General features: G+C 64.0%; 10 protein-coding genes. 4 read left to right on the forward strand and 6 right to left on the reverse strand.

Annotated features, from left to right (window positions below):
- Positions 1-56: 56 nt before the first annotated feature.
- Positions 57-1,028, reverse strand: coding sequence for an enoyl-CoA hydratase/isomerase family protein (locus ACZ1JV_RS19875; RefSeq protein ID WP_465150192.1), 972 nt, complete (start codon positions 1,026-1,028; stop codon positions 57-59).
- Between the two features lie 156 nt (positions 1,029-1,184).
- Between ACZ1JV_RS19875 and ACZ1JV_RS19880 the strand changes: the two genes are divergently transcribed.
- A complete protein-coding gene (locus ACZ1JV_RS19880; protein ID WP_465150193.1) occupies positions 1,185-2,237 on the forward strand; it encodes an AraC family transcriptional regulator in 1,053 nt (350 codons plus the stop codon).
- 145 nt (positions 2,238-2,382) lie between these two features.
- On the opposite strand, the gene ACZ1JV_RS19885 is transcribed toward ACZ1JV_RS19880, so the two are convergent.
- The 3 genes from ACZ1JV_RS19885 to ACZ1JV_RS19895 all read right to left on the reverse strand — a co-directional run bounded on the left by ACZ1JV_RS19885 (position 2,383) and on the right by ACZ1JV_RS19895 (position 7,074).
- On the reverse strand, positions 2,383-3,447 hold the full coding sequence (locus ACZ1JV_RS19885) for an alpha/beta hydrolase (RefSeq protein ID WP_465150194.1): 1,065 nt from the start codon (positions 3,445-3,447) through the stop codon (positions 2,383-2,385).
- Positions 3,448-3,556: 109 nt separating this feature from the next.
- Positions 3,557-6,115: a penicillin-binding protein 1A gene (locus ACZ1JV_RS19890; RefSeq protein WP_465150195.1), complete on the reverse strand. Its 2,559-nt coding sequence runs from the start codon at positions 6,113-6,115 to the stop codon at positions 3,557-3,559.
- A gap of 89 nt (positions 6,116-6,204) precedes the next feature.
- Positions 6,205-7,074: an N-acetylmuramoyl-L-alanine amidase family protein gene (locus ACZ1JV_RS19895; protein WP_465150196.1), complete on the reverse strand. Its 870-nt coding sequence runs from the start codon at positions 7,072-7,074 to the stop codon at positions 6,205-6,207.
- A gap of 724 nt (positions 7,075-7,798) precedes the next feature.
- Between ACZ1JV_RS19895 and ACZ1JV_RS19900 the strand changes: the two genes are divergently transcribed.
- A complete protein-coding gene (locus ACZ1JV_RS19900; protein ID WP_465150197.1) occupies positions 7,799-10,564 on the forward strand; it encodes an Rne/Rng family ribonuclease in 2,766 nt (921 codons plus the stop codon).
- 148 nt (positions 10,565-10,712) lie between these two features.
- Here the strand turns inward: ACZ1JV_RS19900 and ACZ1JV_RS19905 are convergent, their stop codons facing one another.
- The gene (locus ACZ1JV_RS19905; RefSeq protein ID WP_465150198.1) at positions 10,713-10,997 is read right to left on the reverse strand and encodes a DUF4242 domain-containing protein; all 285 of its coding nucleotides are present in this window, start codon (positions 10,995-10,997) and stop codon (positions 10,713-10,715) included.
- Between the two features lie 272 nt (positions 10,998-11,269).
- Here ACZ1JV_RS19905 and ACZ1JV_RS19910 point away from each other — a divergent pair, with 272 nt between their 5' ends.
- A complete protein-coding gene (locus ACZ1JV_RS19910; protein WP_395333713.1) occupies positions 11,270-12,052 on the forward strand; it encodes a succinate dehydrogenase iron-sulfur subunit in 783 nt (260 codons plus the stop codon).
- Between the two features lie 142 nt (positions 12,053-12,194).
- Positions 12,195-13,310, forward strand: coding sequence for a cell division protein ZapE (gene zapE / locus ACZ1JV_RS19915; protein ID WP_465150199.1), 1,116 nt, complete (start codon positions 12,195-12,197; stop codon positions 13,308-13,310).
- A gap of 517 nt (positions 13,311-13,827) precedes the next feature.
- On the opposite strand, the gene ACZ1JV_RS19920 is transcribed toward zapE, so the two are convergent.
- Positions 13,828-16,128 (reverse strand): EAL domain-containing protein, encoded by a 2,301-nt coding sequence (locus ACZ1JV_RS19920; protein WP_465135474.1) that lies wholly within the window; start codon positions 16,126-16,128, stop codon positions 13,828-13,830.
- Positions 16,129-16,215: the final 87 nt, after the last annotated feature.

The raw sequence follows: 16,215 nt of genomic DNA on the forward strand, positions 1-16,215 counted from the left end.
CATTGGGTGCAGATTTCGTCCAAAGATGCAGCCTCCCGCCCGTTTCGACGGTCGATTCAGCCTTTCCGGCCCTTCATCGAGAGACGCCATTCGGGCGGATAGTTCTCGTCATGGCCCTTCACGACTTTGCCGATTCCCTGCTTGAACGTGCTGCCCTTGCCCAGATTGACGTCGTTCTCGCCATCGTCCTTCATCAGCGGCAGCATGCCTTCCAGCCAGCCGGTCAACAGGCTGCCCATATATTCGCCGCGATACTGCTTGTAGGCCTCGATGAAAGTCTTCTGCGCCACCACCACATCGGTCGGCCGGGTTATCGAGCAGGCATGGGCGTACTTGGCGGTTTCCGCCTCCAGCTTGTCCCGCGCGACGACCGAGTTCACGAAGTTGCAGTTGTACATCTCGTCCGCCGTGAACGGGCGGCCGGTGAACAGCATTTCGGAAAAGCGGCGCAGGCCCACCATCTCCAGCCACTGCCACATGCGCGGGCCCCAGCCGGCATAGCGGAACGAGGGATGCCCGAACAGCGCATCGTCGGACGAGACGATGATGTCCGCATCGGCGCACTGATAGAAGTGCCAGCCGTAGCAGTAGCCCTTGGCCTCGATGATCGAGATCTTCTTGAATTCCTGCAGCGGCCGGTTCCCCGAACGCGCCTTGGCGTAATAGTCGGTAAGGCCGTGGAGATAGCGGAAGGAACCCGGCGGCGGGTACTTCACGTCCGGATCGTCGATTTCCAGATCGACCAGGAAACCGTCGCCCGGCTGGGGGTTCAGGTAGAGATCGCCGTGCTCATCCAGATCGCCGCCGCTGCCCAGGTGATCGCCCATGCCGCGGATCACCAGCACTTTCACATCGTCATCGATGTTCGCCTTGAACACCAGTTCGCCGAAGCGCGCGCGCATGCCGATGGTGGCGGTGTTGTGCTTGTCCAGCCGGTTGAAGGTGATCGTGGCGATCTTGGTTTCGGGGTCCTTCTCGTAGAGGACATGTTGTTCGGCCACCTTCTTGTGGTCGGCTATCGTCTTCATGGTTCTCTCCGCCTTCAATTTTGGGCCCACTCATGACTTTCGGGGCTTTCCCGAGTGCTGCCACAGGCAAGGAAAGGGGGATTGGCATTAGGCGCGACCTTCTCGATATTGGATGCGCGACATGAGAGGCGGATACCGCCCGCAAGAGGGATGAGCATGGTCCACGGCAACAGCTTCTTCAGCCTCGACGGTCCGCTGGACGTTGCGCCCAGCGGCGGTCAGGTGCGCGCCGCCAATTTCGCCGGCCTCGCCAATCTTGCTCGCAGCCACGGCCGTGACGCGCGCGGCATCGTTGAGCGGCACGGCATGGAATCGCGGGTGCTGATCGATCCCGAAAGCCTCGTGGCGCCGCAGCAGGTGGCAGACACGTTCGAATATTGCAGCACGCTGTTCGACGATCCGCTGTTCGGCCTGCATTTCGCCTCGATGCAGGATCCGGAGGTCTTCGGCTGCGTCAGCGCACTCTGCCGCTCCGCGCCCACCGTGCGCGCCGGCATTCGCTGCCTGATCGAGTTCCTGCCGGTGGTCCACGCCCCCGATTGCGAGGTCGTGCTGATCGAGGGGCGCGAGACGGCGGAGCTGACCTGGCTGGTGAACACCGATATCGGGCTGAACGATCAGGCGAATTATCAGGCAGCGATGCTCAACCTGAAGCTGCTGCAATCCATCGGCGGCCCGGCCTTCCGCCCCAGTTGGGTGAGCCTTTCCGCCGATCCGCGCTCCAGCGACTTGCCGGAGATCGAAAAACTGCTGGGCTGCAAGGTGCGCGGGCAATCGCAGCGCAATTCGGTGGCGTTCCCGGTCGGCGCGCTGGAACAGCCGGTGCCGAGTGCCAATCGGCTGCTTTACAAGCTTCTGGGATCGTACCTGCAGCAAGTGAAGTCCACGCATAGCCCGTCGATCGTCGACAAAGTGGAGAGCTATATTCGCGGCTCGCTGGCGTACGGGCGCTGCTCCATCGAGCGCTGCGCGGAGAAGACCGGGATTTCAGTGCGTACCCTGCAATCGCGGCTGGCCGAGCAAGGCGTGCGGTTCTCCGAACTGGTCGAGAAACAGCGCGAAGCTTTGGCGCGCGCGCATCTGGCGGATCGGCGGCTCTCGCTTGACGAGATTGCCGACCGGCTGGGCTATGGCGAGCAGACCAGCTTCGGCCGGGCGTTCAAGCGCTGGACCGGGATGACCCCGCAACAGTTCCGCGCGGGGTGTTGAGGGGCGACCGCCCCCCCAACCTTGAAAACCCAACTCCGTCATCCCCGCGAAGGCGGGGATCCCGCTTGTTCTTGAGACGTAGCGCGAAGGCAGCGGGGCCCCCGCCTTCGCGGGGGCGACGGAGTAGGATTAGGGCTCCATCAGTTCACTTCGCCTGCACTTCCCCCAGCATCGTCTTCGCCAGTGACAGGAAGTTCTCCGTATCCTTCTGCGCCGAGGGGATATCCTTGCGGAACGTGGCGAAGCCGTGGACCAGCCCGTGTCCCTCGTAATAGACCGTGGGCACGCCCGCCTCGACCAGCTTGGCCGCATAGGCCCTGCCCTGATCGCGCAGCGGATCGAGGCCGGCGGTGACGAGAACGGTCGGCGGCAGCCCCTTCAGATCGCCCAGCAGCGGTGAGGTCCGCAGGCTCTTCGGATCGGCGGCGTAATGCTGCCGGAACAGCGCGGAGTCCTTCGCATCCAGTCCGTAGCCGCTGCCGAAAAGCTGCTGCGAGCGGTACTGGTCGACAAAATCAGTCGCCGGATAGATCGGCAATTGCATGATGACCGGAACCGCCGCCGGCTTGTCACGCAGCGCTGCGGCGGTAATCAGCGTCAGGTTGCCGCCGGCGCTGTCGCCGCTCAGCACCAGCCCGGTCACGTCGCGGCCCAGCGCCTTGCCGTTGGCGGCGATCCAGCGCGCAGCCGCCTCTCCATCGTCGGGGGCAGCCGGCCAGGGATGCTCGGGCGCGAGGCGATATTCGACCGAAACCACCGGAATATCCAGGCGACGGGCGATCTCGGCCGTCAGCGCGGCATGGGTGTCGATGCTGCCCAGGATGTAGCCGCCGCCGTGGTAGAACACCATGACGGGCCCCGGCCCGCGCTGCGCCCGCGCGTCGTAGAGGCGCAGCTTCATCGCCCCGCCCGGCCCCGGCATTTCCAGATCCCTGGCCACGGCGATCTCCCCCACCGGCAAGTCGCGCGAGGGCATCGATCCCGGTGGCATCTTGCGGATCTGCGCCAGCACGTCGGCCGTCATCACCGGCAGCGGATGCGCGGCGGAGGCCTTCAGGTAAGCAGTGACATCAGGGCGGACGTAGATCGCATCGTCGGAAGCGGCGGCGATCGATGCATCCGCCAGTGCTGGAACGGACGGCGCCAACACGCTGGCAGCCAGCGCCATCGGCAGCGCCATACCCCGCGCCGTACGATCTTCCCTCTTCATCGATGGATCTCCTCTCCCTGTTATGGAGCGGATCCTAACCTTGCTTTGTTATTCTGGCGAGACAGATACGAAGCGGCCCGGGCGATCATCCGCCCGGGCCGCTTGATCCTCAGTAAACGCCGCCTTGTTCCTCGATGAAGTTGGTCATGTCGCCTGAGTTCTCCGCACTCGCGGCCTGCCGTGCGTCGCGGGCGTGGCGGATTTCGGCCACCAGCGCATCGCGGCGGCGGGTGAATTCATCCTCCGGCGTGTACTGGCGCGGTTCGGTGTCGGGCTTGAAGGCTTCCCAGATCACCGCCGCCTTCGGATCGTCGCTGGGCTCCACGCCCATCACCCGCTTGCCGGTCACGCGGTCGATGCGGACCATGCGGATCCCGGCCGGGGCGATGAAGGGCTGCATGCCCCAGCGCGGGCGCGTCGCCTCCACCACTTGCTTGAAGATGGGCGCGGCAATGCGGCCGCCCTGGGCATAGCCGCCCAGCGAACGCGGGTTATCGTAACCGAGGTAGACGCCGCCGACATAGTCCTGCGTGCCGCCCATGAACCACACGTCGGTCGGGCCGTTGGTGGTGCCGGTCTTGCCGAACAGCGGCATGTTGAGTTCGCGCAGACGCACGGCGGTACCGCGCGTCACCACGCCTTCCAGCATGTGCACCACCTGATAGGCTGTCGGTGCATCCAGCACCTGCTTGCCGCGGCGGGCGATGCGCGGCATCGGCTTGCCATCCCAGTTGGCCATGTTGCAGGTGTCGCAGCGGCGATTGTCCGATTTCCAGATGACCTTGCCGTTGCGATCCTGAATGTAGTCGATGGGCGAAGACTGGAACTGCACGCCGTTGTTCGCCAGCGCCGAATAGGCGTTGACCATGCGCGCCACGGTCGTCTCGCCTGCGCCCAGCGCGAAGGAGAGATAGGCCTTGTAATCGCCGATGCCGACGTTGTGGAACGTCTTGATAACGCGCGGCATTCCCGTGTCGTTGGCAATGCGCACGGTCATCAGGTTGCGCGACTGTTCAAGGCCCCAGCGCATCGTGTGGCTGCCAGCGCCGCCTTCACCATTGAAGTTGCGGAAGCATTTGTCGCCCAGCGCCGCGCCTTGATAGACGCAGAACGTGCCGTCCAGCACCTGCGTAGCCGGCGTCATGCCGTATTGCAGCGCGGTGGCGTAGACGAAGGGTTTGATCGTCGAGCCCGGCTGTCGTTCGGCCTGAACCGCACGGTTGAACGAATCGAGGCCCGCGTCGAAACCGCCCTGCATGGCGACGATGCGCCCGCTGCCGGGCTGCTCCATCATCATGCCGCCCGAAACTTCCGGAATCGTGCGCAGCGCATATGTATCGCCGGCAACCGGCGCCACCGCCACCACGTCGCCCGCGCGAGCAGCCTCGGCGATATTGGTGAGCGTGCCCGTGCTGCCGTCCGAGAAGCCGATGCGGCCAGTACCGCCCGATCCGCTGCCGGAACGGTCAAGGATCACGCCGATGCGCCAGTCCTTGTAGTCGATCGTCTTGTTGGAAACGATCAGCTCGGTCTGCCAGTTGTCCAGATTGTTGATGTGCGCAATCGGGCGCGCCCATTCGCGGCCGCCCTGGTAGTTCAGCAGGCCCGCACGCAGGGAATCGCGCACGGCCTTCTGCATCTCCGTATCCAGCGAGGTTCGCACCCAGAGGCCGCCGGCATAGACGCTGTTCGGGCCGTCCTCTGCCTTTTCGCCGTACTGATCGATCAGGCGGCGGCGCACTTCCTCGATGAAGTAGGCGTTGGCGGTATCGTAAGTCTCGACGCGGCGGGCGATCAGGCCCAGCGGCTGCGCCTTGGCGGCATCGGCTTCAGCGCGCGTGGCCCAGCCATTGTCGACCATCTGATCGAGCACCCAGTTGCGGCGGGTGATCGCCATTTCCTCGTACTGCTTGCGGCCATAGCGTTCGGGCGCCTTGGGCAGGATCGCCAGGAATGCCGCTTCATGCAGGTCAAGCTGATCCACGTCCTTGCCGAAATAGGCACGCGCGGCGGCCTGCACGCCGAAGCTCTGGCGGCCCAGCGGAATTTCGTTGAGGTAAAGCTCAAGGATCTGCTGCTTGTTCAGCACGCCCTCGATGCGGCGGGCAACGATCATTTCCTTCAGCTTGCGCGTGACGGAATATTCGTCGCCGATCAGGATATTCTTCGCCACCTGCTGGGTGATCGTGGAACCGCCGCGCGCGCGGCCGCCGGTGCCCAGCTTGGTGGCATAGTCCACCACCGCGCCGGCCAGACCGCCGAAATCGACGCCGCCGTGCGTCCAGAACGTCTTGTCTTCGGCCGAGAGGAAAGCGTCGATCAGCTTGGGCGGAAAATCGACATAACGCAGCTGCACGCGGCGTTCGCGGGCGTAGGAATAGACGATGTTGCCATCGACACCGCGCACCATCGTGGGCAGCGGCGGCTGGTATTCCAGCAGCTTGTTTGCGTCGGGCAGATCGTGCGCGACGACGATGTAGAGGCTGCCGGTGGCGATCAGGCCGACGGCGGCCAGATAGCCGAAGCGGCGGAACCACTTGCGTTGGCGCCACGCCCTGCGCAGGCCCGCGAAGCGACCGGAAATGGCGGCACGGGCGCCGCGACGCAGGCGGAAGTGGGCATCCTCGGGAGTCTGCTCGGCGCCGTTTTCGCTGGTATCGTCAGTCATTGCGACCGCCCTCTAGCATGGGGATTTTGTGCTAGGCCAGACTGCAGACGATCCGCCGCGCGCTTTTCGCGTTCGACGATGCCCATCCGTCACGCCCCGGCCCGGCGTGCGAACCATGCGCGAACCGCCCGCGCGGCGGCTTCGGCAAGCTGCGCCTGCCCTTCCCGCGAGGTAAGGAAACGCGCATCGTCCGGATTGTTGATATAGCCCGTTTCGAACAGGACGGAGGGGATATCCGGCGCCTTAAGCACGGCCAAAGCCGCCGTTTCGATCTGGTCGCGGTGCAGGCCGATGCCGCCGTCCTGCATTTCGCGCAGGATCAGCCCGGCCAACTGGCTGGACCCCGCCTGCGCGCCGCGCTGCGAAAGATCGAGCAGGATCGCGCCGACATCCTGGCTGGTCTGCGTCAGCGCCACGCCGTTGACTTTGCCCGACTGGTTTTCGCGCGCGGCGAAACGTTCCGCCGCCTCGCTCGATCCCCTTTCGGAAAGGACGTAGACGCTGGCGCCGCGCGCGCCGTCGCTATCGGCGCTGTCGGCATGGATCGACAAGAACAAGTCGGCATTCAGGCGCCGCGCGATATCCGGCCGATCCCCAAGCGCGATGAAACGATCGGTGTCGCGCGTCAGCGCCACGCGGATGCCGCCGTTTGCCAGCAGTTTCGCGCGGATCGCCAACGCGATCTGCAGCGCCACGTTCTTCTCTCGCACATCGCCCAGCCCGGCACCGGGATCGAAGCCGCCATGGCCGGCATCGATCACCACCAGCGGACGGCTGGCATCGGCCGGTCCGTCCACCCGGGGCAGTCCCACCGGCGCATCGGCAGTGGGCAGATCGAAGCGCACCACATAGTCCAGATCGCGCGCCGAAACCGCCAGATGCGGCCAGAGCACGGGCAAGGCCACCAGCAGCGCCAGCGGCGCCGAAAACAGCAGAACCTTTTGCAGGTTGGGCGACATAGGGCAGTGGCTATGCCGTAACCTCGGCACGGGGCAATCCCCCAGCCGCGCGGTTTCCCCGGCTTATCAGCGAAAATTTGCCCGGCGCGCAACAGAATGCGAGCCGCGATCCGGATCGGCGCAACAACCTTATCCGGGACTCGGAAAAGACAAAGTCAAGATTGTTGCTCCGGAGTCGTATGAAAGCATGGCAATGACCTTGTAGTGCAAGGCCATGAATGCTAGGCCCTTTCGTTCCGGGGAAACGAAGCTTCGGGTCATCGCCATCCGGCAAGTGCATTCCAATATGCCGCCGGTCGAGACCGACGAAGCCAGCACCCCGGTCGCCAAACCGGATAAATTCCGTCCGGTACGAACAGGTTGACGCGAGAGATGAGAAGCCAATTGCCGCCCTGCCAGCCGATGCCCGAAGGGGCATGGGTGGTGTGGTCGCAATTTTCCGCGTGTCCAGTATCGCCACGCGAACTGTCTCTCGCAGACACGATCACGCCCCACGGCATGTCATCGGACATGCCTGCACGGGCGATAGACAAAAGAGTCGCACTGCGGGCGCCGAACAACGGCCCCCACTTCACCTTTACCCCCGTCCGCGCCGAAGCGAGCACTCGCTCAGCAGGCCCAGCCGCATCCGGCCGGCCTTGCGCCGAGGCAGCGGACATTCACGAACAGGATCGCGCCGTCACCGCCCCAGAGGCCGGGACCGAGCGCGCATGGAGAATACACAATGGCAACGCGCATGCTCATCGATGCGCGCCACCCGGAAGAAACGCGGGTGGCGGTACTCAAGGGAAATCGCATTGAAGAGTTCGATTTCGAATCGGCCGACAAGAAGCAGATAAAGGGCAACATCTACCTGGCGAAGGTTACCCGCGTGGAACCTTCGCTGCAGGCGGCGTTCGTTGACTTTGGCGGCAATCGCCACGGCTTCCTGGCTTTCAGCGAAATCCATCCCGACTACTACCAGATCCCGAAGGAGGACCGCGAGGCCCTGCTGGCGGAAGAAGCCGCCCATGCCGAGGAAGAAGCCGCCCTGCGCGCTTCGGAAGGCGATGACGAGGATGAGGAAGGCGGCGAAGGCTTCGAGGAAGGCGGCCTGACCGAGGTCGACACGTCCGAGAAGGACCAGGTCGCCACGATCGAGGACGGCAACGTCGAGAACGGCTTCGAAACTTCGGAAGAAGAAGCGGCCGAGGAAGACAATTCGGGCCGTGGCCGTCGTGGCCGTGGTCGCCGTCAGGGTGGCCGCAGCGGTGGTCGCTCGAAGGAAGCCGACGAACTGCGCGCCAAGCGCATGGCGCTGCGCCGCCGCTACAAGATCCAGGACGTGATCCACCGCCGTCAGGTGCTGCTGGTTCAGGTCGTGAAGGAAGAGCGCGGCAACAAGGGCGCCGCCCTCACCACCTACCTCAGCCTTGCCGGCCGCTACTGCGTGCTCATGCCGAATTCCAGCCACGGCGGCGGCATCAGCCGCAAGATCAGCTCGGCTTCGGACCGCAAGCGCCTGAAGTCGATCATCGCCGAACTGGAACTGCCGCGCTCGATGGGCTGCATCGTCCGCACCGCCGGCCTCCAGCGCACCAAGACCGAAATCAAGCGCGACTTCGACTACCTCGCCCGCCTCTGGGACGAACTGCGCGAACAGACGCTGCGTTCGGCCGCGCCGGCGCTGATCCACTCGGACAGCGACCTGATCAAACGCGCCATCCGCGACATCTATAACCGCGACATCGAGGAAGTGATCGTCGAGGGCGAGGAAGGCTATCGCGCGGCGAAGGACTTCATGAAGCTCCTGATGCCCAGCCACGGCCGCAAGGTTAAGCCTTACGCCGATCCGGTTCCGCTGTTCCAGCGCTTCGGCGCCGAAGACCAGCTGACTGCGATGTACGACCCGGTCGTGCAGCTCCGCTCGGGCGGCTACATCGTCATCAATCCGACCGAGGCACTGGTCTCGATCGACATCAACTCGGGCCGCGCCACCAAGGAGCACGGGATCGAGCAGACGGCCGTCGCCACCAACCTTGAAGCCGCGCAGGAAATCGCCCGCCAGCTTCGCCTGCGCGACATGGCCGGCCTCGTCGTCATCGACTTCATCGACATGGAGTACGGCTCCAACGTCCGCAAGGTCGAGAAGGCGATGAAGGAAGCGCTGAAGAACGACCGCGCACGCATCCAGGTGGGCCGCATTTCCAGCTTCGGCCTGATGGAAATGAGCCGCCAGCGTCTGCGCACCGGCGTTCTGGAAGCGACCACCCGCTCGTGCCCGCACTGCGATGGCACGGGTCTGGTTCGCACCGCCAGCTCTGCCGGCCTTTCGGCGCTGCGTCTGATCGAAGACGAAGCCGCCAAGGGCAAGGGCGTCGTGGTCTCGCTGTTCGCGTCGACCGAAGCGGCGATCTACCTGCTCAACGCCAAGCGCGCCGACCTTGCCGACATCGAGGACCGTTACGGCGTCAACGTCGAAGTGATCCCCGAGGGTGAGAACGAAGGCGCGAAGATGCGCGTCATCTCCTCCGGCCCGCGCAACGAATTCGTTCCGCGCTTCGACCCGATCGCCGAAGACGTCGAAGACGACTTCATCGACGAAGAGGACGAGTTCGAGGAAGAAGAGCGCGAAGAAGCGCGCGCGCGCGGCGAAGACGAGGACGGTGAAGGCGGTGCCCGCCGCAAGCGCCGCAAGCGTCGCCGTGGCCGCAATCGCGACCGTCAGGACGAGCAGGTCTCCGAAGACGCCGAGGACGAAGCCGGAGAAGGCGACGAAGCCGACGCGGAAGGCGATGACGACAGCGTCGCAGCAGCCGAAGGCACTGGCGAGGACGATGGCAGCGAAGCCCCGCGCAAGCGCCGCCGTCGTGGTGGTCGTCGCCGTCGCAACCGTCGCAATGGCGAAAACGGTGAGCATGGCGCAGAAGCCGGCGACGTGAGCGAAGACGGTGACGCCGTCGAAGAGGCTGTCGTCGTCGAAGCCATCGAAGTCGTGGCCGAACCGGTCGCCGTCGAGGCCGAGGAAGCGCCTGCGCCCAAGAAGCGCACGCGCCGCAAGAAGGCCGACGCCGTCGAGGTCGCCGCTGAACCGGTTGCCGAAGTGGTGGCTGAGGAAGCCCCTGCCCCGGCCGCGGAAAAGCCCAAGCGCACCCGTCGCAAGAAGGCCGAACCCGCCGAAGCAGCCGCTGCCGCGCCGGTTGCCGAAGTGGTGGCTGAGGAAGCCCCTGCTCCCGCCGCGGAAAAGCCCAAGCGCACCCGTCGCAAGAAGGCTGATGCCGTCGAGGCCGTGGCCGAAGTGGTGGCTGAGGAAGATCCGGCCCCGGCTGCGGAAAAGCCCAAGCGCACCCGTCGCAAGAAGGCCGAACCCGCCGAAGCAGCCGCTGAGCCCGTGGCCGAACCGGTTGCCGAAGCCGCGCCCGAGCCTGCTCCGGCAGAAGCGGTTGCAGCGACCGAGGAAGCCGAAGCCGCACCGCGTCGCGGCTGGTGGCAGCGCACGTTCGGTGAGTAATCCGGCGGCGAGCAATCCTGTGAACGCCTGACGGTCTTCACGGACCTCCGCCAGAAACAAGGCCCCGCATGGCAACATGCGGGGCCTTTTTCATGCCCCTTACTCTCCTGCCCGCGCCCTTCCTCGCGCCGAGCCGCAATCCCCGCGATCAGGCGAGAATGCAGCGCTCGGTCGTGGGGTCGATGATGGCCGTCACTTCGGTGATGCGCGTGGCGGGAAAGCCGGACTTGTCGGCATGTTCGCGAATGCGGTCCTCGCTTTCGGCAAGGTAGATGCAGAACGTCTTGTTGCCGGTGACGTAGGAATGCTCCCACTGCAGGCCGGGAATTTTCGCAAGCGCATCGTTGGACACTTTCGCCGCGCCGCCCAGTTCCGACTCGCTCATCGTGCCCACGCCCGGCAAATCCCGCTCGATCACGTAACGCTTCATCATCGCCTGCATCCTTTCCGTCGATCCGCCCGGGCGGTGCATCCGCGCCGCGCGGCCCGAACATCGGCGCAGAATACCGCGAAAACGGGCCGGTTCCGCCTGCAAATTCGGAGGAGCCCCGCACTCCCACGGCCGCAAACCGCTTGCGTTTCGCGTCAAGACACTTGCAATCCGCCACGGCGTGCACAGTTGCGCTTGCTACGCGCCGCACAATCGCTAGAGGGAGGGGCAACAGTCGCGGTTCATGCCGCAGTGCAAGATCACGGGGATTTTTCATGGCGACCTTCACCCTCCCGGCCAACAGCAAGATCAAGAAGCAGGGCAACGTCCACAAGGCCGTCGGGGCGACGCACGCCAAGAAGTTCACCGTCTACCGCTACGACCCTGATTCGGGCGAGAATCCGCGCTACGACACGTTCGAGATCGATCTCGACAAGTGCGGCCCGATGGTTCTCGACGCGCTGATCAAGATGAAGAGCGAGCAGGATCCCTCGCTCACCTTCCGCCGTTCGTGCCGCGAAGGCATCTGCGGTTCCTGCGCGATGAACATCAACGGCAAGAACGGCCTCGCCTGCACCACCGCGATCGAGGATCTGAAGGGTGACATCCGCATCACCCCGCTGCCGCATATGGAAGTGATCAAGGACCTCGTCCCCGATTTCACGCACTTCTACGCGCAGTACGCCTCGATCCGTCCCTGGCTGCAGACGGTTTCGACCACGCCTTCGGGCAAGGAGCGCCTGCAGAGCCCCGAACAGCGCGAAAAGCTGGACGGCCTCTATGAGTGCATCCTGTGCGCCTGCTGCTCCACCTCGTGCCCCAGCTACTGGTGGAATTCGGACAAGTTCCTGGGCCCGGCGATCCTGCTGCAGGCCTACCGCTGGCTGGCCGACAGCCGCGACGAGATGACCGGCGAGCGTCTGGATGAGCTGGAAGATCCCTTCCGCCTCTATCGCTGCCACACCATCATGAACTGCGCGAACGTCTGCCCGAAGGGCCTCTCGCCCGCGCGCGCGATTGCCGAAATCAAGAAGATGCAGGCAGAGCGCCAGGTCTGATCGGCCTTTTGGCTGGCGGATCGATTGCAGTGAGCCGGATTGACGCAGCCCGGTGCGGACCCGCTATGCGGGTCTACACCGGCTGTTCCATGTATTCCGTCTTCATCGCCTCATTCCGAATGCTCACGCCTGTCACGCTATCATGACTGCAATGCTCGAACGCTACGAGACGCTGGTTGCGACCGGCGAGCTGCGCTCCGATCCGGAGCAGGCCGCTGCCGCACAGCGCCTCGACCGGCTCCAACGCGAGCTTTACAAGGCCAATGCGGCCTCCGGCCTGCTGGGCAAGTTGCTGGGCAAGAAGGCACATCCGCCGCGCGGACTCTACATGTGGGGCGGCGTCGGGCGCGGCAAATCGATGCTGATGGACCTATTCCACAACACGCTCGACATTCCCGACAAGCGCCGCATCCACTTCCATGCCTTCATGCTGGAAGTCCACGCGCGCCTGCGGGATGAGCGCAAGAAGGAAAGCGGCGATCCGATCCCGCCGGTGGCTGCTGCCATCGCCAAGGACGTGCGCTGCCTCGCCTTCGACGAGATGGTCGTCAACAATTCCGCCGACGCCATGATCATGAGCCGGCTGTTCACGCACCTGATCGCCAACGAGGGCGTGACCATCGTCACCACCTCCAACCGGGCGCCCAAGGACCTCTACAAGAACGGCCTCAACCGCGAGCATTTCCTGCCTTTCATCGACCTGATCGAGAAGGAACTGGACGTGCTGACGCTGAACGGCCCGACCGACTATCGTCTGCACCGCCTGGGCGGCATGGACACCTGGCACTATCCGCTGGGCGAGGAAGCGACCGACCAGACGCGCGAGGCGTTCTATCGCCTGACCGACTATCCGCCGGAGGACAGCGAGCACGTTCCCTCAGCCGAACTGGACGTGGGCGGCGGGCGTATGCTGCACGTGCCCAAGAGCCTGAAGGGCGTGGGCGTGTTCAGCTTCAAGCGCCTCTGCGGCGAAGCGCGCGGCGCGGCGGACTACCTTGCGGTGGCCCGCGCCTATCACACCGTGATCATCGTCGGCATTCCGAAGATGGGCCCGGATCGCCGCAACGAAGCCGCCCGCTTCGTGACGCTTATCGACGCCCTCTACGAGCATAAGGTGAAGCTGATCGCGGCCGCCGATGCACCGCCTGAAGAACTTTACGAAGCCGGCGACGGCCGCTTCGAATTCGAGCGCACCGTAAGCCGTCTCAACGAGATGCAGAGCGCCGAATATCTGGCGCTGGGCCACGGCGAAGACTGACGCCGCTACCGGCAATTTCGATGCCGGTAAGCGTTAATGAAGCCTGCTTCGAAGTGCTTCCACCCCGCCGGCAATCACTATTAACATTTTGTAAGACCGTTAATCCTTGCCCCGCGGGTTAAGGAATTAACGGTCTGCCAGCCTTCGAACGACGTTCGCGCCGCTTTCGATTCGGGCCACCCCGCGACGGCCTTGCGGCACTGCCGCCCTCAACCCGGGCAAAATTAAAGCGCCCGGTCCTTAACGGAGGGGCGCTGCGGTGGAATATCCTTAAGAAACAATCGAGCGTTTAAGCTTGGCTATTTTTCGCGGATTTCCGTGGTTTTTTCTTAATTCATTTGCGGCGTTTCCTGGGACTTTCCCGAGAAACGCCGCATGAAACTGATTACTTGCTGCCGTAGCCGCCCCAGTACCAGTCGTAGATGCCCTTGGTCATTGTAATAACCCCATGTGAACCGCCGCTGTTCCGCGGCTGCCACAATGGATAACAATGGGTTAAAGGGTCATCAAGACTTTTTTAACCAGTTCGGCGGGCCTCCCGCCCTTTGATTTCGGTTAACAAATCCCGGAATGGAACAGGGCGGCAAACATAGTACCCCTGGATCACGTCGCAGTTCATCGCGCGAAGAATCTCCAGTGCGGCGTGCGTTTCCACGCCTTCGGCCACTACCGTGCGGTCTTGCGAGTGCGCCATGTCGACAATCGACTGGACCAGCAGCAGGTCTTCCTTGTTCGCTTCCATCGCCTGGACGAAGACCTTGTCGATCTTGACCTCGCTCGCCGGAAGGTAACGCAGGTAATCGATGGTGGCGTTACCCGTGCCGAAATCGTCGATCGAGAGGCGCAGGCCGGCCTGGACCAGCTTCTGCAGCATCTGGAACGTGCGTGAGCTGCGATCCAAACGGTCAGTCTCGGTAATCTCCAGGATCAGCATTTCGGGCTCAAGCCCATGCAGCGCCAAGATATCGAGGATCATCGTTGGCAGGCCGGGATTGCGCAGGAGCTGCGCGGAGATATTGACCGACATGGTCAGGCCAAGCCCCTGCCGGCGCAGTTCTACCGCCGCCCGTACCGCGTCGTTGATGACGAAGCGGGTGATGCGCTCAATCCGGTGGAATTCCTCGGCAATGCGGATGAACTTGTCTGGGCTGATCGGTCCGCGTTCCGGATGCGTCCAGCGCACCAGCGCTTCCGCGCCGGTGACGCGATTGCTCGCGACGTCCAGCTTGGGCTGGTAGGCCACCCAGACTTCGCCATTGTCGATCGCGCGGTCCAGTTGGGTCAGCAGCGAGATTTCCCAGCGTGCTTCATGCTTGTGGCTGTCGTACTTGTAGACGAGTTCGTCATTGCGCACGGCTTCTTCGGCCGACTGCATGGCGCTGGCCACGCGGCTGGAGACCGGGCGGTCGAACTCGGAATCGATGCCGCAGTTGAACGAAAGGTCGATATCCAGACCGCTGACCTGGATCCCGTTCTGGACGATGCGGTGCAGTCCTTCCAGATTCTCGAACAGATCGAACGTGCTGCGGATCGTCGAGAGCCACAGGAACATGCCGCCTTCGTGGTAGACCACCACCTGGCTGTCGCTGATGCGGATGCGCCGCACGATCTCATGAGCGATCTGCGCTTCCAGCTCGCCCGCGAAACTGCCGATGATGGCGGAATAGTTGCGGATCTTTAGCGCCACCAGAATGCGACTCGATCCAGCCTCATACTTGCGCAATACCTGCACGCTGGGCAGCCCGGAGCCGGCATTGGTCTCCCCGGCGACTTCCACCTTGTCGAGATGGCGCATGCGAAACACCGCCACGGCCGCCATCGCGATGGCCGGCACGATGTCCACGCCGATATGCCGTCCATCGAGCATCAACGGCGCGCCAACGAGAACGACCACCAGCCCCGAAAAGCGATAGACATCCAGCGCACGGCCGCGGCCGATGCCCGATATGATCAACACCAGCACCAGCGCGAAGGCCGGCATCCACCCAAGCGAGATCGGCACGCCGCCTCGCAGGGTTTCCGCGCCGATGGCGTGGAAATAGGCGCCCGGCGCATAGCCCTGCGTCGGCATGGGATGAATGTCGTGATAGATGTCCGCCGCGGGCGCGATGATCACGTCCTTGCCGCGCACGATTCTTGCGTCCAGTCGTCCCTTAAGGACGTCGACGTAGCTGACGGTTGGGATCGTCGAGTGATCGATCGAGTAGTCGGGGCGGAACACCTCGCGTTCGGAACCGGTGATTCCGGCGAGCCTGGCCGATATGCTTGGGATGTGCCCGATCGGACTGTCAGATGCGAACGGCAAGCTGGCGCTCAGGTTGAACGGATGGTTCAGAACCAGCAGCGAAACGATGCCGACATTGGTGCGGTACGCGGCCGGCGGAATCGTACCGGCATAATTGCCGCGGCTACCTTCGCTGCTGGGCATCGCGCCCAGGAAAATCCGTCCTCGATTGGCCTTGAGAACGTCCAGAAAGTCCTGATTGTCCTGGCCTTCGCCCATGTAGCTGAGCGTGCGGTCAAAATATACGTGCCCGGCCCCGGCGCGCAGCAGGCTTGCAACGACGCGCGCATCGTCGCCGCGCGAGATTTCAGCGTAGTTCAGTTCCTGCAGTGTCCGCTCGTCCTGGAACACCATCACGATCCGCCCGTCGGACGGATGGGAGCGCAAGATCGTACGGCCGTTGACGATCGCGTCCTCCAACGGAAGACCGACGCCGCTGACGCCGAACAGAATGCCGGTCACGGCCGCCCAGAACACGATGCGGAATCGCGGGCTCTTCCAGATTCGGGTCAAACGAGCGAGGATATCGGACATTAGGCGGCGCCCCTGTGAAGGTGCGCTCTGCCGCAGCATTGCACGGATTCGCGCAGCGCGGGAAAGCCGCGCTCAAGCGTCCGATAT

The sequence above is a fragment of the Novosphingobium sp. BL-S-19 genome (genome assembly GCF_055521675.1).